Source organism: Mesorhizobium sp. AR10 (assembly GCF_024746795.1).
Classification (GTDB): domain Bacteria; phylum Pseudomonadota; class Alphaproteobacteria; order Rhizobiales; family Rhizobiaceae; genus Mesorhizobium.
The window spans coordinates 2,968,825-2,991,712 of record NZ_CP080524.1 but is presented as its reverse complement, the minus strand read 5'-3'; the positions used below and the strand labels follow the sequence as shown (position 1 = coordinate 2,991,712).

Sequence of the window (22,888 nt, the reverse complement as noted above, 5' to 3'; positions counted from 1 at the left end):
GCGGCGCCTCTCGCCTGAAGTTTCGGCGCGAATCTGCCAACCTCCCAAGGAACAAACGATCATGATGAATAGGCGTACTTTCTCCACCGCGCTCGTCGCTGGGGCGGCTGCGAGTATACTGGCCGGCTCCCACAAGACGCGAGCGCAGACAGGCCCCAAGGTTCGCAATGTCGTGCTGGTCCATGGCGCCTATGCGGATGGCTCGTGCTGGTCGGAAGTGGTTGGCCACCTGGATCAGGCCGGCTTCAAGGCCACTGTCGTCCAGCACCCGCTGACCACACTGGAGGCAGGCATCGAGGCAACGCGCCGTGCGATCGCGCTCCAGGATGGACCGACGGTCCTTGTCGGACACTCCTTTGCCGGCATGATCGTCACCGAGGCAGGGATGGATCCAAAGGTTTCCTCGCTCGTCTATGTCGCGGCGCGCGCTCCGGATGCGGGCGAAGACTACACGGCGCTCGCCAAGACTTTTGCAGCGCCACCCGCCTCCTCCGGCCTTGTCTGGTCCGAAGGCTATGGCAAGCTCAGCGAGGAGGCCTTCCTGCGGGATTTCGCCGGCGGCATTCCTCGCGACAAGGCGCGCATCCTGTATGCCGTCCAGGGGCCGATCTCGGACAAGCTCTTCACCGGAAAGACAACGCAAGCGGCCTGGCGCTCGAAGCCAAGCTGGTATGCCGTCTCGAGCGAGGATCGCACGATCAATCCGGATCTCGAGCGCTTCATGGCAAAGCGCATGAACGCAAAGACCATCGAGGTGAAGGCCAGCCATTTGTCGCTGATCTCCCATCCCGAAGCGATCACCCAGCTCATCTCGGAAGCCGCGCGGCAGCTCAGCTAGGGCGGTTCTTTCAGATCTTGCTTGAGGCTTTTGATTCTTTCAAATCCTGTTAGAGGCTTTTAGGACGCCATGACACGACGGACTTCCATCGGAATGCTTCGGTGGTTGTGGCGACGTTCAGCGTCTCGCCTCGCTCGCGTGCTAAAGACGCGGCAAGCTGACGGCAGCGCGCATCGAGCCGAATGGTTCGGTCCGCCTGGCGCCAATGGCAGACATTCAATCGATCTTGACGAGATTCTGGTTTGGCAACGGGCCGCCAGGAAATTGAGCGAGCTTGCCGCCGATCGCCAGCGAGCCAAGATCAATCCCCACGAATCCAATCCGCTCGATTAGGGATGCGACCTCTGCCTTGGCCGTGTTGTCGTTACCGGAAAAGAACAGCACACGCCGACCGCCGTCCGAACGTGGGTCAGTGGCGAGCAGCTCTGCGCGGAGATGATTGAAGGCTTTTACCACGCGGGCTCCGGGCACGAGATCGGCGAACACCTCGCTCGACACGCGCCCGCCGAGGTCTGCGGGCTTGAACAGCGGTGCCTCGATCGCATTGTTGGCATCGATGACAATGCGCCCTTTCCAATCTGGAAGGCCTGCCATCGCTGCCGGAAGCTTTGTCCAGTTCACGGCCACGAAGACGATGCCAGCACGCGCCGCTTCCTCGCGGGTGCCCGCCTTGATTGACGGCCCAAGGTCGCGGACCAGATCCTTGAGTGAATCCGGGCCGCGGCTGTTTGAGATGGTAGCCTCGACACCCGCCCGGCCCAGCGTCCGGGCGATCGATGTACCAATCGCGCCCGAGCCAATGATACCAATGGTCATTTGATGTTCCTTTCAGAGTTGGAGTGGCCGCGGTCGAGGGGTACCGGCGCGTGTGTTCACGATCGATTTGAGATGATTGGTGCGGCACCGCGTTGTTGCATCAGCGAGAAGAGATTGGCGACGCCCAAATGCTTTGCGATCTGTCCATCGCCCACGCGCATGACATCGAGCTGGCATGACGTGCTCCGATGAGACGGGGGTCTGCGGTCTGTCACACTCGACAGCCACTCACGCGCCGCCGCCCGCCTTCTGACCGAGCAGTTGCAGCTCCCAGGCGAGCGCGATGCCGGTGGCGCCGCCATGCTCAAGCAACGTCTCAGCGCCCATTCTCGCTGTCTCTTCGCGGGCCCAGTCGCGCTGCAACTCACCTGCCACTGCCATCCACGTGATGGGAACGACGCCCGCCATCACCATGCGGCGCACTGCCATGTCGTGCGCTTCCACGCTCACGCCGCCTGACGCGTCGGTGACGGCGTAGACCTCATAGCCTTCGCCCGCGGCCTGGATGGCCGGCATGGCGAGACAGATCTCCGACCAGAGCGCTGCCATGATGATCTTCTTGCGGCCCGTCTTCTTCACGGCATCGACAACGCGCGCATCTTCCCAGGTGTTGATGAAGGTACGGTCGATCGGCTTCTGGTCCGGGAAGACATCCTGCAGGCCCTTGATGAGCTTGCCGCCGCGGTCTTCAAGAACCGTTGTCAGGATCGTCGGCACGCCAAAGATCTTGGCCGTCTTGGCCAGCGCGATGACGTTGTTCACGATCATCGTGGGCTCGTGGCTGTGGAGATTGGCGAATTGGAACGGCTGGTGGTCGATCAACACGAGCACTGACTCTTCCGGGGTGAGCAGGGCACTAAGGCCGTTCTTGGGGGCGTTCGACTGGCTGGGCATGGGCGTCGTCTCCGGGTTGGCACTGCGTTGTCTGCCACCTAGCTATCGCCCTTTTATTGACCTAGAATTAGTCGGGAATGATTTGCAATTCTTACAAGTACCACTTGAAGATAACCCATGGAGACACTGGCCAACCTCGAATCCTTCGTCCGCAGCGCGGAAGCCTGCAGCTTCTCGGTTGCAGCGAGAAGGCTTTCACTGACCCCTGCGGCGGTCAGCCGAAACGTGGCGATGCTGGAGCGCAATCTCGGCGTCCGGCTGTTCCAGCGAACGACCCGGAAGTTGACTCTGACCGAGGCCGGCGAGCGTTTCCTGCTCGCAATGCAGGATCATATGGTGGGGCTGCAGGCGGCGATCGCGGACGCTGGCACCGATCGCGGCGAGCCCGCCGGAGTGCTCAAGGTTAGCATGGGCCTTACGTTTGGCGCAGACTACATCCTGCCCCTGCTGCCCGCCTTTCTCGCGCGCTATCCCAATATTCGCCCGGACTGGCGGTTTGAGAGCCGGCAAGTTGATCTGATTGCAGAGGGATATGACGCTGCCATCGGTGGCGGTATCGATCTGCCGCCAGGCTTGGTGGCACGCACACTTGCACCCTTGCACATTGTCGCTGTTGCTTCGCCAGCCTATCTGAAAGGCAGGAAGCGACCCGTTGATCCCTCAGGGCTGGCCCTCCTGGACGGTATTGTCATGCGCTCCACCCGGACAGGACGAATCCGTGAGCGCACCATGCGCGACGCCGCCGGCGTGGAAATCCCGGCGACACAGAAGGAGACGGTCGTGCTCGACGACCCGGAAGCGATGTGCCGGGCGGCACTGCTCGGTCTCGGAGTGACGCTCATCGCCGTGCCGCATGCTCTTCCGCATCTCGAAAAGCACGCGCTCGTGCGATTGTTGCCACAATGGTACGCGGATGCTGGGCCGATCTCGATCTACTATCCCACTCGAACATTGCTCCCCGCCAAGACCCGCGTCTTCGTCGACTTTGTCGTCGAGGGCTTTCGGCGTGATCGCCTGGCGGAGCGCTTCGCCGGAAGCGTCGGCTAATTGCATCGACCTTCGCTCGAGCCTGGTCGATCCATGAAAATTTTGGGGCAAGACATGCGCCCTTCCCTGCCCGACAATGCAGCGTTGATTTCTCGCCATTGCACCCTTTGACGAGCCTGCTGAGCGCCGGAGATATCGGCAATCTCTGCTCGTTGAAGCGATACCTCTGCGCCTCACCGAATACTACGCTGGTGGCATCCGTCGACACGGATCGCTTCGCTGTCTCCTCCCAAGCTAGACGGTATCTACCGGAAACGGGACACAAATTCAGGGTTTAAGATCGCACACCCATGAAGCTTGTTGTAGATTCGGTAAAGCGCATCCTCTCAGGCCATTGTCTCAAGAAGGGCCGGAGGGGACGATTTCGTCAATGCTTCGGCAGGCGGGAACTCTTTCATGTCAAGGAACGCTCTCTGCCTGGCCGTGTTGTTCAGCCTGCTGGCCGTGAGCAGTCCACTTGCGCAGGAAACGCCTCAAGCCAAACAGCCAGTCAGCGTCGGCCTCTATCTCAGCCCGCCATTTGTCATGCAGAAGCAAGGTCGGTTCACCGGAATGGCGGTCGAGCTCTGGGAGTCGATCGCGGGATCGCAGGGCGCACAAAGCCAGTACCGCGCGTTCCCGACGATCGGTGCTCTGATCGACGCCACGGCGAACGGCGAGATCGACGTTGCCGTCACCAATCTCACCATTACGCAAGGCCGGGCGCAGCGGATCGATTTCACCCATCCGTGGTTCGATGCCGGTCAGAGGATCATGGTCAACGAGCATCAAGGCACAGGGTTTCTGGACGTCGTGACGGGATTGAGGGACGCCGGGTTCCTTCGCGCCTATGCGTGGCTCGCCTTTGTCATCGCGGCGGCGACCGTATCGCTGACCATCTTCGACCGGAAGTTTGATCCCGCCCATCCGCGTCGATGGCGTGACGGAATGGCGGAGAGCTTCTTCTCGATCATGTCGGTTGCCTCAGGCAAAGCATCCGGCCGAAAGAATGTCTTCGGTTGGGTCGGACGGATATGGCAGGGCTTGTGGCTAATATTCGGGATTGCTGTGCTCGCCTATGTTACCTCATCCGTTACCAGCGTGATGACCACCCTTTCATTGACCAACCAGGTCAACAGCCTTGCCGATCTTCCCGGAAAGTCGGTCGGGGTATTCACCGGCAGTGTGTCGGAGGATTTTGCCCGCGCCTCTGGTTTCGACCAGCAATCGTTCCCGAACATCGAGGAAGCGGTAGCGGCTTTGCGTGCCGGCAGCATCGACGCGATCGTCGGCGATGCGCCCGTGCTCGAATATTACGCGCACACGCACCCTGAAGATCGGGTCAACGTCGTCGGAGGCCTCTTCGAGCCGGACAAGTATGGCTTTGGTCTTGCGCGCAACAGTCCCTTGACCAGGCGGCTGACGGTCGAAATTCTGGGCGCACACGAGCACGGGCTCGTGGAGCAGCTGCACGCCAAGTATTTCGGCGAGTCACCATGAGCGCTGAAGCGATGCGGGACCCAAACAAACGTCCTCTCAGCCGCATCTAAGGGCAGTTGCCCCAAAGCCGACGGAGCGCCGACCTCAGAAGGCCGTGAATGGGTCCCGAAGCGAGTCGCTCCCGACGCAATGCGGCAGACAAAACCTGACTTTCGTTCATCGGAGAAGTCCCGTCCGATTTAGGACGCGAGGCACAGCTTTGGAATTCTAAGCCGATGCCAAGACAACTAGGGGACGCTATCTTCCGGAAACGAGACGGACCCGTTGATTGAAGTGGCTGCGCTGCGCAGGGACGGCATCGTGCAATTGCGAACTCCAGATTGGACGGTGGAGCAATCTGGGGAGGAAGTGGTGAGATGACCAGCACTCGAAGAATTCGGTCCGCTGTCTTCGCTGCCGCCATCGGAATGGCGGTCTGCATGGGTCTTGCCGGACTAGCCGCAATCCAATTCGTCGCGAAGATGCCGGCGAGCGGATTCGTGAAATAAGACGAACAAGGGACGAGCGTCATCATGTCGGAAAAACCTAGAAAAGGCCTCGATCGCCGCGATCTGTTAGTAGCCTCCATTGCCACGTTCGGAGCGGCGGCCGCCCTTGCGGCCAATGGTGGCGCTGCGAATGCCCAGGACACAGCGGCTCCCACTACCGACGCGGCATCGGGTGCGCCATCAGAGACGGTCTATACCGGCGATGTGATCCAGGGGAAGAAGGTCATCAGCGCGCTCGACGTCAACGACCTGGAGTCCGGAAAGAAGCACCTTCTGTATTTTCAGGGCGTGCAGATGCCCACCGGTCAGCACTGGTATGTGTCCGTTACGGTGGCCAAGGGTGCAAAGCCCGGCAAGCGCGCCGTCCTGGTCAGTGGTGTCCATGGCGACGAGATGAGTTCTGTGCATACGGTCCAGACCGTGATGAGCCAGCTCGACCCGGCGCAGATGTCGGGCACGGTGATGGCGGTCACGGACGTGTCGCGCCCGGCCCTCGAAAGCATGCAGCGCCGATGGCCCAATTCGGGCAGGGGCGCCGACCTGATCGACATGAACCGGGAATGGCCCGGCAACGAGAACGGCTTGACCGCGGCAAGCCGGCACGCCGGGCTGGTGTTCAACCGGCTGCTGCGGCCCAACGCCGACTTCGCGATCGACTTCCATACCGGAACGACCGGATTCGAGGTCACCGCATTCAATATTGCCGAGATGGACGTGCCCGAGATCAAGGCGATGGCGGAGCTCTATCCCATCGGCCAGATCTTCGACAATCCTACATATCCCAATGTCCTCCACAACGCGTTTAACGCCGCGGGCATCCCGTCCTTTTGCCCGGAGATCGGGGCTGCCCGCCACCTGGACCTCGAGATGATCGGGCTATTCGTGGAAGGCACGATGAACGTGCTCAAGCATCACGGCATCGTCGCCGGGCCGATGGGACGCACGGGCAAGGACGTGACCGTCTTTGTCGGCAACAGCGCATTCCCGATCCTGGCAACCCAAGGCGGGTTGGTCGAGTATCTGGTCAAGCTCAACGACAAGGTCGAACCCGGACAGAAGGTGGCCGTCCAGCGCAATAGCTTCGGCGACGTGGTTGCGGAGTATACAAGCAGCGTGGTTGGAGAGATGACTGGCAAGCGCAGCGATGCAATGGCCGAGCCCGGCAACCCCTTGGCATTTATCCTTTTCCACAAGGCGACGACGGAGGGCGCCGAGACCTATCCAGAGTGAGCACCCGCCGATTTGGTGTTCAACCGATGATGAATTTGATGTCACGCAGAGCACGTTGATACGGAGAATGGTTATGCGCCTGCTTCTACTCGCTTACCTTGGTCTGGCTCTCAGCCTTGTAGTGCCTGTGGCTTCGCCAACGCCCGCCTATGCCGTCACGATCAACATCAATATCGGCAGCAGCCTAAACAATGGCAGAGCGATCACTTGCCGGGATGGCGAGCGAATCCTGCGCAATCGCGGTTTTCGGGACATTCGACGCGAGGATTGCCGCGGGCGGTTCTTCGTCTATCACGCTCGGCGCGGCGGCGGCCGTTTCGAAATTTCAGTGAGCGCGCACAATGGCCGCGTCGTCGATTTCCGTCGCCTCAGAAGATGATGCCTTGAACTATCTCTCCAGCGCGAGGCCGTTGCAGCCCAGGGATGCGGTCTTTTTGTGCTCGCCTTGCCTTTTGATTGAATGTCAGGGAAATGCTGAGGATCAATGGAGTTGCGCGCAATCGTGGGCAGGCTCGCACATTCATTCCTCACGGTAGGAATATTAGCGGGGACTCTGTCCTTCGCGGCTTCCCTCACACCAAGCCTGATACCGCGATCCTCTCTCGTCCAGGGCGTGCTTTCCGGAATCTCGGCTGCCCTGGGCTATGGCATCGGCGTTCTTGCCTGTTGGCTGTGGATCTACCTTGAGCTGCCTCAATTGCAGGGAAGGGCCCTCAAGGCCGCGCGAATTGCGGTCGTCGTCGCCTGCTTTGTGATTGCGGCCATTTTCCTCTGGATGACTTTGGAGTGGCAGAATTCGATCCGCACCCTGATGAATCTCGCCCCGCTGGACACGGCGAGTCCTCTGATAACTGGCGCCGTCGCCGTCGTTATTCTTGCCATTCTCATAGGGTTGGCACGACTTTTCAGGCACACCTTTTTTGTGTTCTCAAACTGGCTTGGCCGCTTCATTCCAAGGCGGATCTCCCACGTCATTGGCGGCCTTCTGGCAATTATCATTTTCTGGTCGGTTGCCGAAGGGCTGGTCTTCAGACTGACGCTTCGAATCCTCGATTCGTCGTTCCAGGAGATGGATGCTCTCATCGACGATGACCTTGCCAGGCCGGAGTCCTCCATCAGGACGGGAAGCGCGGCGTCGCTGCTGTCGTGGAATGATCTGGGCAGGCAGGGCCGCTGGTTTGTCAGTTCCGGCCCGACGGGTTCGGAGATAGGCGCTTTCTTCGGTCAACGAGCTTTGGACCCGATCCGCGTGTACGTCGGATTGAACTCGGCAGATACGGTCGAGGCGCGCGCGAAACTGGCGCTGGAGGAGCTGAAACGCACCGGTGCATTTGACCGGTCGATCCTGATCGTCGTGATGCCAACCGGCACGGGCTGGGTCGATCCGGCTGCGCTGGACCCGGTCGAATATCTCCACAGAGGCGATGTCGCCAGTGTCGCAATGCAATACTCGTACCTCGCCAGCTGGCTATCCCTGCTGGTCGAGCCGGACTACGGCAGGGAGGCCGGCAACGCCCTTTTCCGGGAGGTCTATGCCTATTGGTCATCGCTTCCGCGCGACGTCCGCCCGAAACTGTACCTGCACGGCCTAAGTCTCGGCGCGATGAATTCCGAGCGATCGGCGAACCTCTACGATGTCATCGCCGATCCGTTTCAAGGCGCTTTGTGGAGCGGGCCGCCCTTCCCAAGCCGCACCTGGCGATCCGTCACCGACGGCCGAAATCCCGGATCGCCCGAATGGCTTCCCCGCTTCCGCGACAGCTCGATTTTCCGGTTCACCAATCAGAATAGTGCCTTGAACATACCGGATGCAAAGTGGGGGCCGATCCGGATCGTCTACCTTCAATACGCCAGCGATCCCATAAGCTTCTTCGATGTCGCAACGCTCTACCGAGAGCCCGATTGGATGAAAGAGCCACGAGGACCTGACGTGTCGGAGCAAGTTCGCTGGTATCCGCTCATCACGATGCTGCAACTAACGGTGGATATGGCGGTGGCGACGACGTCCCCAATGGGCTACGGCCATGTCTTTGCGCCGCAGCACTACATCGATGCGTGGATGGCCGTAACCGATCCGCCGGACATTACACCTGGAGATGTTGCCCGGCTTAAAGCTCTTTTCGCCAAGCGCGCTGTAACGCCTGTCAGTGGATAAGATTTCAGTGTTCCACCGGTCTTGCAAAAGGACACTTGTCGATGCGGCAGGTAAGGCGGTCGCGCGACTGGGACAACTGTGAGGAGCATCTATAACGAGACGCCCAACCTATGCAGCAAGGCTCACTCCGTATCTGGTTCCGTCTACTGTTTGTAGCAGCTTGTAAAGCGTCTGCTCCCCTTCGTATCCGACGTGGCGTTCTTGCGCCACGACGAACCCATTGTTCGCCCATCCTATATCCCGTGCTTCCTTCGGCGAAATGCCAAATTCATGCCTGAACGTCCGGCTGTAGGCGGAAGCGTCGACAAAACCCCACTGCTCGGCTATCCGGGAGATGGATCGCGTATCTGCAAGATCGGATAGGGCGTCGCGTGTGCGCAGCAGCCGCTGCCTTCGTATGTAGGAAGCAACTCCCCCAAGAGCCTCAAAAATCCGGTAGAGGCGGGAGCGGGACACGCCAAGCGCAGCACACAGCGTCTCGGACGTTAGATTGCGATCCGTAAGTCTGGAGTCGATCATCCGACGTGCGCGCGTCAACAATGTTGCATCGATCGGGATTTGGGCTTCCGTCAAGCGATCCTGCGAATGGGCGAGACATACAGCCACGAGGCTACGCGTTGCCTCGACGATGTACGGTATCTCCGGTGACTGCAAATCCGCCAACGACCGGTCGAGGAGAAACAGATAGTCTGCCAACAGCTTGCCAAGCCCTCCTTCGAACTTAACGTCCAGCATTCGATGGAGCCCGGCAGTCGAGGCAAACAGGTCGTGCGGGATGAAGAGCGTGAGTATCTCGTCGTGATTGATTTCTCTGTCGGATGGCGTGGCCAGGCAATGCAGCTCGGGCACAGCTACCTCATGCCAATTGCCGAGCTTCGGGGAGCGCGACGGCAGATTGATATACCAGTGATCCAGCTTGCAGTTTTTCAAGTGCTTCTGAATATGAGCATGTCTTTCGCCGGGTAGCTTGGTTCGCATAAATGCGAGTCTGCCCAGATTCCAAACCGTTTGACGGGCCGGAAAGGGTTCGGGACAATCCGACACGGCCAACACATCCATCACGCCTTGATAGGCGGAACGAAAAGCCGGAAATTGATCGTGCGGTGGAAAGGTAAAATTAGAAAAATCTAAAGAGTGCGTAAATTGCGCGGTTTCTCTTTTGTGATCTTCGAACGATTGTAGCGCGGAGTCCTGATACATTAGGATTATTCCAAACTACCGTTGTTGCCGGTAATCCCAAACAATCAACGCTTTCAGCGTTCAAGCGCTCCAGAGTATAAACCTCCAGAATGACAAATTGACATACCTTGCGAGAAATTGCCATAGACTGGCTCGGTGGCGTCATCCTGCTGGCTGTTGTCGGTCTAATCCGGAACCGCGCGAACGGTTAACATCTGAGCTGGCTACTCTTGCCTGCCCATTCCCTGGGCGCTTTCCACCTGATCGTCGGGTGCGCCCAATAACTGGGCAAGCCATCTGGATGAGGGAGATTCGGCGCAGAAGGTCAGCACGGCGATTGCAATCGGAACCCCGATAAAGGCGCCGAACAGGCCCCAGAGGAACATCCACAGGAAGACGGAAAACAGCACGAGAAAGGGCGACAGCGCCAACGCGTTTCCAGCCACGCGCGGTTCGACGTAGCTGCCGATCGCGAACTGGATGAGATTGAGGCAGGCAAAGACAAACAGTGCGGAATACAGGGATTCGAACTGCGCCAGCGCGTAGAGGGTCGGCAGCAGCGTTGCGATGAACGGGCCGACGAAGGGGATGAAATTCAAAGTGAAGGCGATGACGCCCCACTCCGTGGCAAGCTGCAGGCCGAGCGCCAGGGCAAACACATAAACCAAACCGCCCGTTACAACACTCATGGCCGTCCTGATCATCAGATACCGGCGCAGCTTGGCGGCAGTGCGTTCGCCGCCGACGATCAGGATGCGCGCAGTCTCGCTGCTGACTATGCTGGGAATTTTGCGCGCCAGCGGGCCGAGCTCGAGCAGGCCGAGCAGCACGTAAATCAGTACCACGATCCAGAACGAGATCATCGTATTCAGCCGCGCCGATAGGCCCTGCATCGCTCCCACGACCCAGCGCATGTTGAAATGCTCGGCCCACAGGCCCGCGACGGCGATCCCATGCGTCTCCAGCCAGGCTGTCACCTGTTCGTAGAGCGCCTGTAGCCGAGGCGTCTCCGCTATGAGGGATCGGCCGATCCGACCAAAGCCCCAGGCCACGACGGAGGCGAACACGATGAAGACCAGCACGACCAGCGTCACGACGATGGCGAGCGCCAGAAGCTGTGGCAGACGCCCCTCAAGCCGCTTCTGAAGCGGCCAGACGACTGCAATGATGAAGAAGGCGCAGGCAACGGGTGCAATGATCGCGTCCGCGAAATAGAGCGCAGTCAGCAGCAGAATTGCACAGATGATGCCCAACAACACCGGAACCGGCCGAGGGGTCATTGGCAATTCAGAATCTCCAGATCATCGGCACTATGAACACAGCCACGACAAAGAACCAGAGCAGCAGCGGTAGACCGAGCTTCCAGTAGTCACCGAAAGCGTAACCGCCGGGACCCATGACCATCAGGTTCGTGGGGGTTGCAATCGGTGTCAGGAATGCTGCTGCCGCCGCCACAGCGGTGCTCATGAGCACCGGGCGGGGCGAAACACCCATGGTTGTCGCGGCTGCCATTCCGATCGGGATGACGATGAGAGCGGTCGCGGTATTGCTGATGAGCTGTCCCATTATGGCAGTCAGCACGAATAGGCCGGCGAGCAGGGCAATAGGACCGGCGTCGCCGACAAGCGACACCAGATGCTCTGCCATCAGTTTCGCGGCGCCCGTCTCGACCATGGCGGTAGACAGCGGCATCATCGCGCCGACCAGGATCACCGTCGTCCAATCGATGGCTCGGTAGGACTGCTCGACGCTCATGATCCCCGACAGGACGATCGCTCCGGCGGCGAGCAGGCCGGCTACCGCCGGCGGCGTGATGGCCGTGGCAAGGAGCACGACCATAGCGACCAGAATGGCAACGGCCTGGCGGGCGCCCGGCCCCATTGGCACCGCCTGACGACGTACCAGTTCCGGCGAATTGACAACCAGGACATCCGGATCCTTGAGGCGGTGGTCGAGAGCCTTCCATGTTCCCTGCAAGAGCATCGTGTCACCGGCCTGCAAAACAATACCTCCTGCATCTCGTGTTGCGTTGGTCGCGGCAACCTCCGCGCCGGCGCGCTGCACCGCAAGGACGATCAGGTCGCCGCTCTCGGTCACCATGCCCGGGAAGACGTTCTGGCCAATAAGGCCGGAGCGCGGTGGGATCACCACCTCGGCGAGGCCCGAACTGCGATTAAACAGCGTCTCCTCTCCCTGCCCAGATCCCGCCGACTCGCTGAATGCAAGGTGTTGGTCGGCAGCGAACGCGGCAGCCGACTCGGCGTCGCCCCGCAGCAGCAGGTGATCTCCCTCGGCGATGGCAGGTCTGCGCAGCGGGCTGGCCGTTTCACCCTCCTGAACGGCGACGAGTTGCAGTTCGGGGTAAGTGGCCAACTCGATCGCAGACGCGGGCATGCCAATGAAGGGCGAACTTGCGCGCACGCGCATCTGGTAGACACCACTGGCAAGGCCGTATTGCTCGACGAGCGTCTTCGCATGGCGGCTGAAGTCGGCAGGCATCGTGGCGCCATTGCGTTCGGGCAGGAGCCGTTTTCCGAACAGTATGATGATCGCCATCGTTCCTCCCAGCAGCGGCAAGCCGACAAGCGCGAATTCGAAGAAGCCGAAGCCGCCCACGCCGGCGTCGCTGCCCGCGTTCGAGACCAACACGTTCACTGGCGACCCGGTCAGAGCCAGCTTCGAGCCGGCATGCGCGGAAAAAACCAGCGGCAGGAGCAACTGCGCCGAATTTCGCTTCAGGCGGACGGCGATGACGACCACCACCGGCAAGAGTGCGGCAACGGCGCCATTGACACTGATTAGCGCCGTGAGGAGCGCCACCATACTCATCGTTAGAATTAGCAGGCGGGCACGGCTCTCTTCGCCCGCGCCACGGATCAGAAGCTGGCCAGCCCAGGCGGTGACGCCTGTCACGTCTAGTCCCGCACTAACAATGAAGAGGGAGGCTATGAAGATCACCGCGGGATCACCGAAGCCGCCGAGGGCCTGATCAATCGTCAAGACGCCGGTTGCCCACAACGCCGTCGCCGTCGCCATTGCGACAACGACGACAGGCAGCTTGTTCCAGACGAACAGAACGACGACGACCGCAATGATGGTGCCAGTGTACGCTATCGGGCTCACTCGCGTGGTTCCTCACCGGCCCTGTCGCCGGACCGCGGCGTGACTGCTACTCTTCCAGCGTCGCCATAAGTATGCCCAGGCGGCAGCCCTTTTCGTACTCGGCAAGGTTCACGTATTCCTTGATGGTATGGATCTCGGCTTGGCCTGCACCGATGGTGATGGTGGGGATGCCATGTTTGTCGAGCCAATTTGCATCCAGCCCGCCATTGGAGAAGTGACAGTTGGCCTCGATACCCAGCATACGCAACGCCTTTGTGGCGCGTTTCACGATCGGGCTACTCTCTGCGAGTTTGAAAGGAGGGTAGGAGACCTCGTGACGGAATGTTACTTCGGCCGTGTGACCCTCATGGTCCTTGATCTGCCCTTTCGCTTTCGCAAAGGCATCGCCATAACCCTTCGCAATCTTTGTTGCGAAGGCTGCCTCCGGGCTACGAGCCTCTCCCTTGATGAAGGCGTAGTCGGTGACGACATTTGTTGCATCGCCTGCGGGCTTTCCATCCTTGCCGCCGAAAATCCCGACATTGCTGGTCCCGCGGCCGTCGGGCTTGACGACTTTACCAAACCAGCCCGCCTGCCGGGCCTCCGTCAAAGCGATGGCTCCGACCAGCGTCGCCGATATTCCCTTCTCGGGCGCCACACCGGCGTGGGACGCGCGGCCCTTGATCTCGACCTCCCAGTTTTCCTGTCCAACCGCGCCTATGATCAGATCGGAAGCAAGTTGCCCATCGACATTGACGCACATGACCGGGCCTCCGAGATCGGAGGGATTCAACTCGCGCGCTCCGTGGAGCCCGCTCTCCTCCCGTACCGTGAAAAGCAGCGTAATCGGCGGATGCGGGAGCTTGTGCTTGATCAGCGTTTCGGCAAGCACGACCAGAAGCGCAACACCCGTGCGGGCATCGCCCCCAAGCGCAGTCGTGCCGTCGGAGACGATGCGATCGCCGTCTCTTCGAGGTTTCGCACCGGCACAGAGCGGCACAGTATCGAGATGAGTGGAGAAGAGGAGCCTCGGTCCGCTCCGCGTCCCGGGCAGATCTACAATCAGATTGCCTGTTTCGGTCGGCAACGGAATGCGCGTATTGGCGTCATCGAATCGGATTGCCGAAGCTGGCACGCCAACCGCCTGCAGCGCGTCGCTCACGGCTGCCGCGATATTGGCCTCCTGTCCGGTGACGCCTTCAACCGAAAGGAACCGCATCAGATGCTCTTCGGCGGCAGCGACATCGAGAGGAACAGAATCGCGCATTCGATACATCCAGTGCTTGAGTTGCGCTTCGCTTTTTTGACCTGCGGCTTGCCGCTACAGTCCCCAGGGCAAACCCATTGCTTTCCAAACGGCGAAGAGCGCCGTCCAAAGAACAAACATCCAAACGACGTAGGGGAGCATCAGCGACACGATTGTGCCAACGCCTGCGGACTTGTCGTACTTTTGGGCAAAGCCGACCACCAGCGCAAAATAGGCGTTGAGCGGTGTGATCGCATTCATCGGCGAATCGCCGACGCGGTAAGCCGCCAGGACGGCTTCCGGCTCGACTCCGAGTTTCATCAAAAGCGGCACGAAGACGGGAGCGAAGATCGCCCATTTCGCAATTGCTCCAGTCAACAGCAGATCGATGATCGCGACGACGAGGATAAAGCCAAGCAGGAGGGGCAATGCGCCTATGTTTGCTGATTGCAGCGCGCCGGACAGGCTAAGCGCCATCACCGTACCCATGTTGGTGTAAGTGAAGTAAGCGACGAATTGGCTCAGGACGAAGAACAGAAAGATTGTTCCGCCAAGATTCTTGATCGACTTTTCAATTGCTGCGATGACTTCGGTCAGGGTCCGCAGCGTGCCTGCTCCGATGCCGTACGACCAGCCGGTCACCAGGAATAGCAGCATGATCAGCGCGATCAGGCCGTTCATGAAGGGTGAGTTGCCGATAAGCTCGCCGGTTGCGGGATTTCGCAATGGCGCCCCTGGCGGCAGAGTCAGCAGGCAAAAGACGACGATCAGCCCGACCAATCCGAACAAGGCAAAACGCAATCCGCGAGATTCTTTTTCGGACAGTTCTGCACTCTGATCGGATTTGGCGCCGCTTGCAGATTGGTCCGGTGCGTATTTCCCGATCCGTGGTTCGATCATGCGGTCGGAGATGAACGCTATGATCACAGTCAGAAACAGTACGGATGCAATGGAAAACCAGACATTCGAGGCCAAGCCGATCGATCTGTTGGGATCGACGAGATGGGCCGCGTCATTTGTGAATTCAACGAGGACTGCATCGAGCGGTTTGATCAGCATGTTGACTGTAAAGGCGCCAGCGACCGCGGCGAAGCCTAGCGCAAGACCGGCAAGCGGGTGACGGCCAACCGCGAGATAAGCGATACCGGCCAGAGGGATCAGGACCAGATAGCCGGCATCGGCCGCTACGCTGGCCAATATGCCGACGAAGGCCAGGATGTAGGTCAAGGCCCAGCCAGGCGACACGATTACGAGCTTCCGGATCAGCGCCGTGACCAACCCGGATTCCTCCGCCACGCCGGCCCCGATCATCGCCGTGATCATCAGTCCGACTGCAGTAAAGCTCATGAAGTTGGGAATGAGCGACGAATACAAGAAGCGAATGCCGTCAATGTTCAGCAGACTGCGGATCTCAGTGGTCGCTGTTTCAACCTTATGTGTATCCGCATTGATGCGTTCGAACGTCACCGCAGCACCGAACGCGCTCAGTAGGGCCGACAAGGCGATGACGATCGCAATCAGGATCAGGAAGATGACGACCGGATGGGGAACCATGTTCCCCACTCTTTCGACCCCGTCGAGAAATCTTTGCATTGCGGTTTTTGAAACCGCATTCGCGGTGGACATCTCTGCCCTCCTCTCTGCTGGACCCGCTGCAGCGTAGCCACCCGGCGCAATACCCAGATCAAATGGCTTTTGAGCTTAGTCGTCTGCGGCAGGGAGTCATGAGCGCAGAATCCAAAGCCTTGGCCGCTTGTCCCGAATTCGGTGACAATCTTTTCTCTCTGACTGCTTTGCCATGCCGCGCATCCCAGGGCGCGATCAGTTCCAGATCATCGCCTGATAGACAATTGCGTCTGCCACCCACTCTGGAGGCAGCAAGACTGGCGGCTTCGGTTTCGCCAAACCGAGGAGGCCATCGCACTGGTTCGAACATCAAGCGCCGATGAGCACTTCACCACACCGCCCGGACGTCGAACAAGACGGTTAGCCAGCGGCACCAATCGGCCGGTACAATGTTCGTTGGCGGCCGCCATCTGGATATGCCCGCCGCCCCACCACGCGAGCGCCTGGGCCGGCGACAAGGTGAATGGGGGCCTTCACCACACAGGAAGCATCACACGGCGCATGTCCCGTCTAAAGAGCCTATGTGGCATGCCAACCTGGCGGTCGAATTGCGCCGCAAAGACGCTTTCGCAGCATGGCTGTTGCGGGCCTTTCGGCCCGTAGGCGGGAAGCTTGCCGGAAAGATGCAGGCATATTAGCGATACCTTGTGAAACCACTCACATACAAAATTCCTGCACGGCGTAAAAGAGATACGAGGACAGGCAATCTCGCCTCTCTTTAGGGTAGATCTGGCGGCGACACTAAAGATTATCGCCAGAAAGAGGATATTGGTGATCGAAACCGGCCCAATATCGTTCTCATCACATACTTTGTGATGACTTCAATAATAGCACCAAAGGAGCAAAACATGTACAAGATCGCTGTAGCAGCATCTGCATTTTTCATCCTCACGGCACCTTCGCTGGCCTTCGTCCAGAGCCCTCGTGCAGACAATAGTGCCTTCGAGCCTCCGGCTGCGACCAAGAGTCAACATTCATTCGTTCCCAACGGAATGGTGGATCCGTACCAGACAGGATCGACCGGGAACGCCGGTGCCGGTTCGACATCCAAGTGCCTCGGGGTCAGCCCGAGAGAGTACGACCCTCTCGGCCCCGATTGCCGGAACTGAGATCCAAGTCGGAGCGGTGGCCCTAGGGCCACCGCTCTTCTTCTGAGATCACAACACCGAGGCCTCTCGCCTGGCTGTTACCTACGAGCCGATGCCGCCACCACCGCGTTGCTGCCGAGTGGACGCCGTTCCAGCACTCAAGCCAGATGCGGCACGTCAACGAGCTATTTCGAACTCGTCATCTTCATGATCGAGGGAGTCTGTCGAGGCGGCGTGGGTGTTCGCTATGAGAGGGTACTAAGGTTTCTCTGGTTTAAGGTAGATTGTCTCGCTCCAGCAATACACCTTGGTCTTTCCGTTCACCAACTCTTTCGAAATCGTCATTGCCGTCCCGAACGCCGGGCCCTCTCGGAAGCGTCCTTCGTGGATGGCGTCCGATCTCGTCACCCATTCGGGGCGCGTCAATTCTGTCAGGTCCGCCTGGACGGCCACGCAAGCGGCGCCCGACCCCTCGGGGTTCATCTGGAGGACCCAGGCGTAAAGCTTCGTTATCTGCTCGCCGACAGTCTGGGACAGAGGGCCGCGGGGCGCGATGCGCCCATCCGCATCAATCGCCAGCACCTCGTCGAAGTTCCTAGGCATTACGTTACCTCCAGTCCAAACTGAGCGGTTCGCCAGGATTAACGTCCGCGGCAAGACCGGCCGCGGGCATGACGACTGTCTCACACTTTGTCGAGTTCGCCTAGGCGCGACCGAGTCGTGGCCGCCGCGACCACATTTCCCTTCAACTCGTAGAGATGCAGCGCTCGGGACGCGGCGGCGACCGCCTCATTGCCTCGGCGGGAGGCCTCGAACACGTGCGACAGATCGATCAGCGCATCGGCCCGGTCGTTGACGAAGTCGGTCGCTTCGGCGATCGCCACCGCCTCGCGCGCGAGCGCCTCCGCCTCCTTGATCTCCCCCCGCCGCGCGAGCACGCGTGCAAGCACGCGACGCCAGAGGACCTGTGTCATCAGGTCGCCGGCCGTAGCCAGCTGGGCGCTAAGGTTGGCAAACTCCTCGGCCTCCTCGTCGCGTCCCTGTTCGAGGATTGTGCAGGCAAGGGACGCCGCGATCGTCGAGCGGAATGAACGCTCGCCCATTTCCTCGAGCGCGCGATATCCCGCCCGCGCGCTTTTCTCGGCTGCCCCCGGATCCCCGGCAAGCAGCTCGACGACGGCTTCGTGATCGGAGGACGCCACGTAGAGCGTGAGGCCGAGGTCGGCGTAGGTGGCGTTGCTCGTCACAAGCAGCTCGCGGGCAAGCGTGAAGCGGCCGACAGTCGCGTTGAGGCATGCGAGCTGGCGCAGGATCGCTGCCTGGGACTCGGGACTCTCGCGCACCTCCTCGCGCATCGCCTCGCAGCGGCGGATGCCCTCGTCGGCCGGCGTCGGCCCGAACCAGAGCGAGGATGCGATCCAGGTGAGGGTTTCGTAGTACTTGTGCCGATCCCCTGCCCGCCGCGCATGCGCGGCCGCGCGCTCCCACGCCGCGGCGGCCGGCACGGCGCGAGCTTCGTTCCAAAAAAGCCACGCCTCCAGCCGCCGTGCATGGCACAGGCCCAGGTCGTCCCCGCGGCGCTCGAAGACCGGGATTACCCGGGCTGTCGTCCGCGCGGCCTCCTCCAGCCCGCCCTCCTCGCCGTGGAGGAGCCGGAGGAACTGCTGTTGAACGAGCACATGCGATGCCACGCGCTCATCATCCGCGGCAGCAGCCAGGCGCTCCGCGTCGTCGAGCACGCGCCCGGCTTCGGCCAGCCGCCCGCTTTCGATCAGCGCACCGCCTAGCTCGACGAGCAGCGCCGTCCGTTGTGGATCGGCAGGGGGACGCAGCCGGGAAACCCGCTCCAGCAGGCCGATCGCCGCGGGCAGGTCGCTGCGGACAAGCGCGCGCCGTCCCGCCGCCTCGAGCCGCTCGGACGCCCGGGCGGCAAGCGACGCGGCGCGCGCGTCGTGCGATCGGAGCGCGACGCGGTACAGAAAGGCCTGCTCAAGGTGGTAGCCGACGATCTCCTCGAACTCACGCCGCCGATCCCTGGCGATCAGCTCGAGCCAGGCAGCAAAGCGCTCGTGCAGGTCGGCCCGCGCGTTCTTCGGCAGCGAGCGATAGGCGGCGTCGCGGAGCAGGACATGGCGGAAGGCGTAGGCTTGTTCGCCGGCGAAGTCTGCCGCGTCGGGGCGGATCAGATCCCGGCTGATCAGCGCCAGCAGGCCGTCTTCGAGCCCGGGGGCGAGCGCAGGGCCCGCGAGCTTGGCGAGGGCGCCCCGGTGAAACACGGCGCCCTCGACCGCAGCAGTTGTCAGGATCGCGCGCTCGCCGGCCGGGAGCCTGTCGAGACGAGCGGCGAGGAGCGCGTGGATCGTCGAGGGGACGGGCAGTTCGGTGAGGTCGGAAGAGGCGACCCAACGGGTGCCCTCGCGCTTCAACAGCTCGTCGTCGACGAGCATCGCGACGAGCTCCTCAGCGAAGAGCGGGTTGCCCTCGGCAACACGGGCGATCCGCGCTTCAGCGGCGGGCGGGAGGCTATCGAGCAGGTTCGAGACCAGCTCACGGCATTCCGCCTCGCTGAGCGGCTCAAGGACGATCGACGTCGTGTTGGGCTTGCCGCTACACCAGCCCGGGCGCGTGTCGAGCAGCTCCGGTCGCGCGATGCAGACGATCAGGATCGGGAAATCGCGCGAAAAGTCGGCCACGTGCTCGATCAGGTCGAGAAACGTCGGCTCGGCGCAGTGGATGTCGTCTATGACGATGACGAGCGGCCCTGCTCGCGCCAACGCCTCGAACAGCTTTCGGACGGCCCAGAAGGTCTCTTCGCTCGTCCCTCCTCCGGCGCCGCCCAGCCCGAGCGCCTCGGTAATGCGCTCGGCGATCAACTGGGCCTTTTCGTCGCCGACGAGAAGCGCCGCGATCGCTACCGCCGACTGCTCGGGGTCCAGGCCCTCCGCGCGCGTGATCTCCCGGACAATCCCGGTCAGCGGCCAGTAGGTGATGCCCTCGCCATAGGACAGGCAGCGACCGCGCAGCACCGTCGCGTCGCTGGCGAGCCCGCCCGTGAACTCCCACACGAGCCGCGACTTGCCCACACCTGCGTCGCCGAGCACGGTCAGCAGGTGGCAGGCCTTATCGGCAACCGCGTTGCCAAACCCGGTCTCCAGTACGGCACGCTGGCGCTCGCGCCCCACGAAGGGCGAGTCGAATTGGCGCGCAAAGCCGGGGGCGTGGGCGAGGACGTCCACCACCACGAGGGCGTGGATAGTCTCGCCGTGCTTGAGCACGCGCGGCCCGCTCGGCTCGACGATCACCGCTTTGCGCACGAGCCTGTGCGTGGGCTCCCCGATCAGGATCTCATTCGCCGTCGCTGCCTCCTCGAGGCGCTTGGCGACATTGACGACCTCGCCGGTGACGAAGAGTTGTCCCTGAGTGTGGTCGGCGACGAGCACCTCGCCGGTGTTCACGCCAATCCGGCTGGAGAGGCGCACGCCCCAACCGGCTTCGAACTCGTCGTTGAGGGTGGCGAGTGTGTCGCGCATCTCAATGGCCGTTCGCACCGCGCGCAGGGCGTCGTCCTCGTTGGCGATCGGCACGCTGTACACCGCCATGATCGCGTCACCAATGTACTTTTCGACGATCCCGCCGTGCCGTCGGATGACATTGCTCAGCTCGCCGAAGTAGCGCGCGAGCAGGCCCCGAAGCGCTTCCGGATCGAGGGCGAGGCTCAGCCGCGAGGAGTCGACGATGTCGATGAAGAGGATCGTGACTGTCTTGCGGACGTCCGGCACCGGCTCCCGCTCTTTCAGCACGGCCGGCTCGGCCGGGGCCGGCGGAGCAGCCCCCGGCCTCCGCGGCGCGCCCTGGGCGAGGTTCGCCTGCACGCCATGGTCGGCTCTAACTTCAAGGGGTCCGAGGAAGCCAGACTTCATCTGAGGCCTTCCGTAAGGTCAACGCCAAGCGACAATAGCACTCGCTCCGGGCGCGCTCCAGCCGCCCCCCGGGATTCCTCGATTGCAACTGCAGAACGAGGAGCTTGAGCAAGCCATCGCGAGGCTCTAGCATAAGCCCGCTTTGGACAGCGAAGGAAGTGACGATGACCGTCCCGCCATTGACGTCGACGACCGAGCACCGCGGGATCGATGCTGCCTTTCCGGAAGTGCGAGAGACCCCGGCCCCCTCTCCTTGGTCGCCGAGCCGCGGAGCGCCGCCTGCGCCCGACGAACGCCCCGAGCCCGTGCTCGCGATGGCGAACATCCAGGGTAACATCGTCGCGGGCTTCAACAAGGACTTCCAGACGCTTCTCTACTACCACATCGACGACGCCAGCCGGTTCAAACCAGCCATCGCCAAGCTCAGCCACCTCGTGGCAACTGCCGAGGAAGTGCTCACCTTCAACCGGCTGTTCAAGCAGGTGGCTAATCGCCGCGGCTATCCGGGGACGCTCAGTTCTACCTGGATCAACGTCGCTTTTTCCTTCGCGGGGCTGGCGAAGTTGAGGAATGACGCCGGACTCTTCGCCGATCAATCATTCCAAAGCGGCCTGGTTGGGCAGGCGCTGGCGCTCGGCGACACGACGGATCCAGGCAAGTGGAACGTCAAGGACGGCGACAGCGACGACGCCGCGGACGTGCTGATAATCGTCGCGGCCGACACCGAGGCCGACGTTGAGGCCGAGGTGAAGAGGGTCAAGGAACTGATCGAGGAGGCGGGCGGCGCGACCCAGCTTGGGCATGACGAAAAGGGGAAGAACCGCTCCAAACCGATGGCGGGGCACGAGCACTTCGGGTTTCTCGACGGCATCTCCCAACCGGGACTCCGCGGCCGCGCCTCCGACGACCCGACCGACCTGCTGACGCCCCGGCAGAACCCCCAGGACCGGAGCCAGGGCAAGCCGGGGCAGGAACTCATCTGGCCCGGTGAGTTCGTGTTCGGCTACCCGGACCAGGACGCCAGCCGGGACGGCAACGAGCGCGGAGGCGACTCGAGCATTGACGGCGCCGGTTATCCACGGGTCCCGAACTGGGCCGGGGACGGCTCCTATCTTGTCTTCCGTCGATTCAGGCAGGACGTCCACGAGTTCCACAAGTTCCTCCAAGCCGAGGGCAAGGCGCGCGGGGTGAGCGCGGAGCTGGTCGGCGCGCGGTTGGTCGGGCGCTGGGCCTCCGGTGCTCCGGTCATGCGGGCACCCACGCAGGACAACACCGAACTGGCCAACAATGACTGCGCCAACAATCACTTCGGCTTCAAGGAGCAGACGGAGCGGATCGCGGGGGGGGCCAGCAGCGAGTGCCCTCGCGACATCTTTTCGCCCGCTGGCGCCGATCCGAACGGGGAGGTGTGTCCATACACTGCCCACATCCGCAGGGCCAATCCCCGCGACGACATCGCGCCCGCGATCCGGCGGAGGCATCGGCTGCTGCGCCGCGGTATTTGCTTCGGGGAATCGTCGGCCTCGACGCCGGACGCGCCGAGCAAGGACGCGGCCGAGCGCGGGCTGCTGTTCCTGGCCTATATGACGAGTATCGTCGACCAGTTCGAGTTCATCACCAAGGAATGGCTCAACAACAGCGATTTCCCCGGGAAGGGTGCCGGCGTTGATGCGTTGCTCGGCCAACCGGGCAAGAGTTGGGTCGTCCCGACCGGTGGTGGCTACTACTTCGCTCCGTCGGTGTTCGCGCTGAAGGTGGTACTCTCAAGATAGGCCAGGGA

At 61.5% G+C, this 22,888-nt stretch carries 16 protein-coding genes; 7 read left to right on the top strand and 9 right to left on the bottom strand.

From position 1 onward, the window contains the following. Positions 1 to 58 precede the first annotated feature (58 nt). Complete coding sequence (locus tag LHFGNBLO_RS18000; RefSeq protein ID WP_258609796.1) at positions 59 to 838, top strand: alpha/beta fold hydrolase; 780 nt, start codon at positions 59 to 61, stop codon at positions 836 to 838. A gap of 216 nt (positions 839 to 1,054) precedes the next feature. On the opposite strand, the gene LHFGNBLO_RS17995 is transcribed toward LHFGNBLO_RS18000, so the two are convergent. Together LHFGNBLO_RS17995 and LHFGNBLO_RS17990 are read right to left on the bottom strand one after the other, a co-directional pair. Continuing rightward, the gene (locus tag LHFGNBLO_RS17995; protein ID WP_258609492.1) at positions 1,055 to 1,654 is read right to left on the bottom strand and encodes an NADPH-dependent F420 reductase; all 600 of its coding nucleotides are present in this window, start codon (positions 1,652 to 1,654) and stop codon (positions 1,055 to 1,057) included. 228 nt (positions 1,655 to 1,882) lie between these two features. Beyond that, positions 1,883 to 2,548: a hydrolase gene (locus tag LHFGNBLO_RS17990; protein ID WP_258609491.1), complete on the bottom strand. Its 666-nt coding sequence runs from the start codon at positions 2,546 to 2,548 to the stop codon at positions 1,883 to 1,885. 117 nt (positions 2,549 to 2,665) lie between these two features. Between LHFGNBLO_RS17990 and LHFGNBLO_RS17985 the strand changes: the two genes are divergently transcribed. From LHFGNBLO_RS17985 to LHFGNBLO_RS17965, 5 genes are all read left to right on the top strand, one after another. Then, a complete protein-coding gene (locus LHFGNBLO_RS17985) occupies positions 2,666 to 3,595 on the top strand; it encodes a LysR family transcriptional regulator (RefSeq protein WP_258609490.1) in 930 nt (309 codons plus the stop codon). A gap of 396 nt (positions 3,596 to 3,991) precedes the next feature. Next, complete coding sequence (locus LHFGNBLO_RS17980) at positions 3,992 to 5,074, top strand: transporter substrate-binding domain-containing protein (RefSeq protein ID WP_258609489.1); 1,083 nt, start codon at positions 3,992 to 3,994, stop codon at positions 5,072 to 5,074. A 512-nt stretch (positions 5,075 to 5,586) separates the two neighbouring features. Further along, the gene (locus LHFGNBLO_RS17975; RefSeq protein WP_258609487.1) at positions 5,587 to 6,792 is read left to right on the top strand and encodes a succinylglutamate desuccinylase/aspartoacylase family protein; all 1,206 of its coding nucleotides are present in this window, start codon (positions 5,587 to 5,589) and stop codon (positions 6,790 to 6,792) included. Between the two features lie 67 nt (positions 6,793 to 6,859). Continuing rightward, positions 6,860 to 7,171, top strand: a complete 312-nt coding sequence (locus LHFGNBLO_RS17970; RefSeq protein WP_319944230.1) for a hypothetical protein — start codon at positions 6,860 to 6,862, stop codon at positions 7,169 to 7,171. A 105-nt stretch (positions 7,172 to 7,276) separates the two neighbouring features. Further along, positions 7,277 to 8,947 (top strand): alpha/beta hydrolase, encoded by a 1,671-nt coding sequence (locus LHFGNBLO_RS17965; RefSeq protein WP_258609485.1) that lies wholly within the window; start codon positions 7,277 to 7,279, stop codon positions 8,945 to 8,947. 108 nt (positions 8,948 to 9,055) lie between these two features. Here LHFGNBLO_RS17965 and LHFGNBLO_RS17960 read toward each other — a convergent pair whose 3' ends face one another. From LHFGNBLO_RS17960 to LHFGNBLO_RS17930, 7 genes are all read right to left on the bottom strand, one after another. Further along, a complete protein-coding gene (locus tag LHFGNBLO_RS17960; protein ID WP_258609483.1) occupies positions 9,056 to 10,147 on the bottom strand; it encodes a helix-turn-helix domain-containing protein in 1,092 nt (363 codons plus the stop codon). A 203-nt stretch (positions 10,148 to 10,350) separates the two neighbouring features. Continuing rightward, entirely contained in the window at positions 10,351 to 11,406 is a 1,056-nt protein-coding gene (locus LHFGNBLO_RS17955; protein WP_258609481.1) for an AI-2E family transporter, read from the bottom strand. Positions 11,407 to 11,413: 7 nt separating this feature from the next. Continuing rightward, the gene (locus LHFGNBLO_RS17950; RefSeq protein WP_258609479.1) at positions 11,414 to 13,249 is read right to left on the bottom strand and encodes an SLC13 family permease; all 1,836 of its coding nucleotides are present in this window, start codon (positions 13,247 to 13,249) and stop codon (positions 11,414 to 11,416) included. Positions 13,250 to 13,295: 46 nt separating this feature from the next. Beyond that, positions 13,296 to 14,495 carry a M20/M25/M40 family metallo-hydrolase gene (locus tag LHFGNBLO_RS17945; RefSeq protein WP_413774700.1) on the bottom strand — a complete coding sequence of 400 codons (1,200 nt, stop codon included), beginning with the start codon at positions 14,493 to 14,495 and terminating at the stop codon, positions 13,296 to 13,298. A gap of 54 nt (positions 14,496 to 14,549) precedes the next feature. Next, positions 14,550 to 16,100: an AbgT family transporter gene (locus tag LHFGNBLO_RS17940; protein WP_258609476.1), complete on the bottom strand. Its 1,551-nt coding sequence runs from the start codon at positions 16,098 to 16,100 to the stop codon at positions 14,550 to 14,552. A 1,346-nt stretch (positions 16,101 to 17,446) separates the two neighbouring features. Continuing rightward, positions 17,447 to 17,791 (bottom strand): hypothetical protein, encoded by a 345-nt coding sequence (locus LHFGNBLO_RS17935; protein ID WP_258609474.1) that lies wholly within the window; start codon positions 17,789 to 17,791, stop codon positions 17,447 to 17,449. Positions 17,792 to 17,871: 80 nt separating this feature from the next. Then, a complete protein-coding gene (locus LHFGNBLO_RS17930) occupies positions 17,872 to 21,108 on the bottom strand; it encodes an ATP-binding protein (protein ID WP_258609473.1) in 3,237 nt (1,078 codons plus the stop codon). Positions 21,109 to 21,272: 164 nt separating this feature from the next. On the opposite strand from LHFGNBLO_RS17930, the gene LHFGNBLO_RS17925 reads away from it, so the two are divergent. Continuing rightward, the gene (locus LHFGNBLO_RS17925; RefSeq protein WP_258609472.1) at positions 21,273 to 22,880 is read left to right on the top strand and encodes a Dyp-type peroxidase; all 1,608 of its coding nucleotides are present in this window, start codon (positions 21,273 to 21,275) and stop codon (positions 22,878 to 22,880) included. Positions 22,881 to 22,888: the final 8 nt, after the last annotated feature.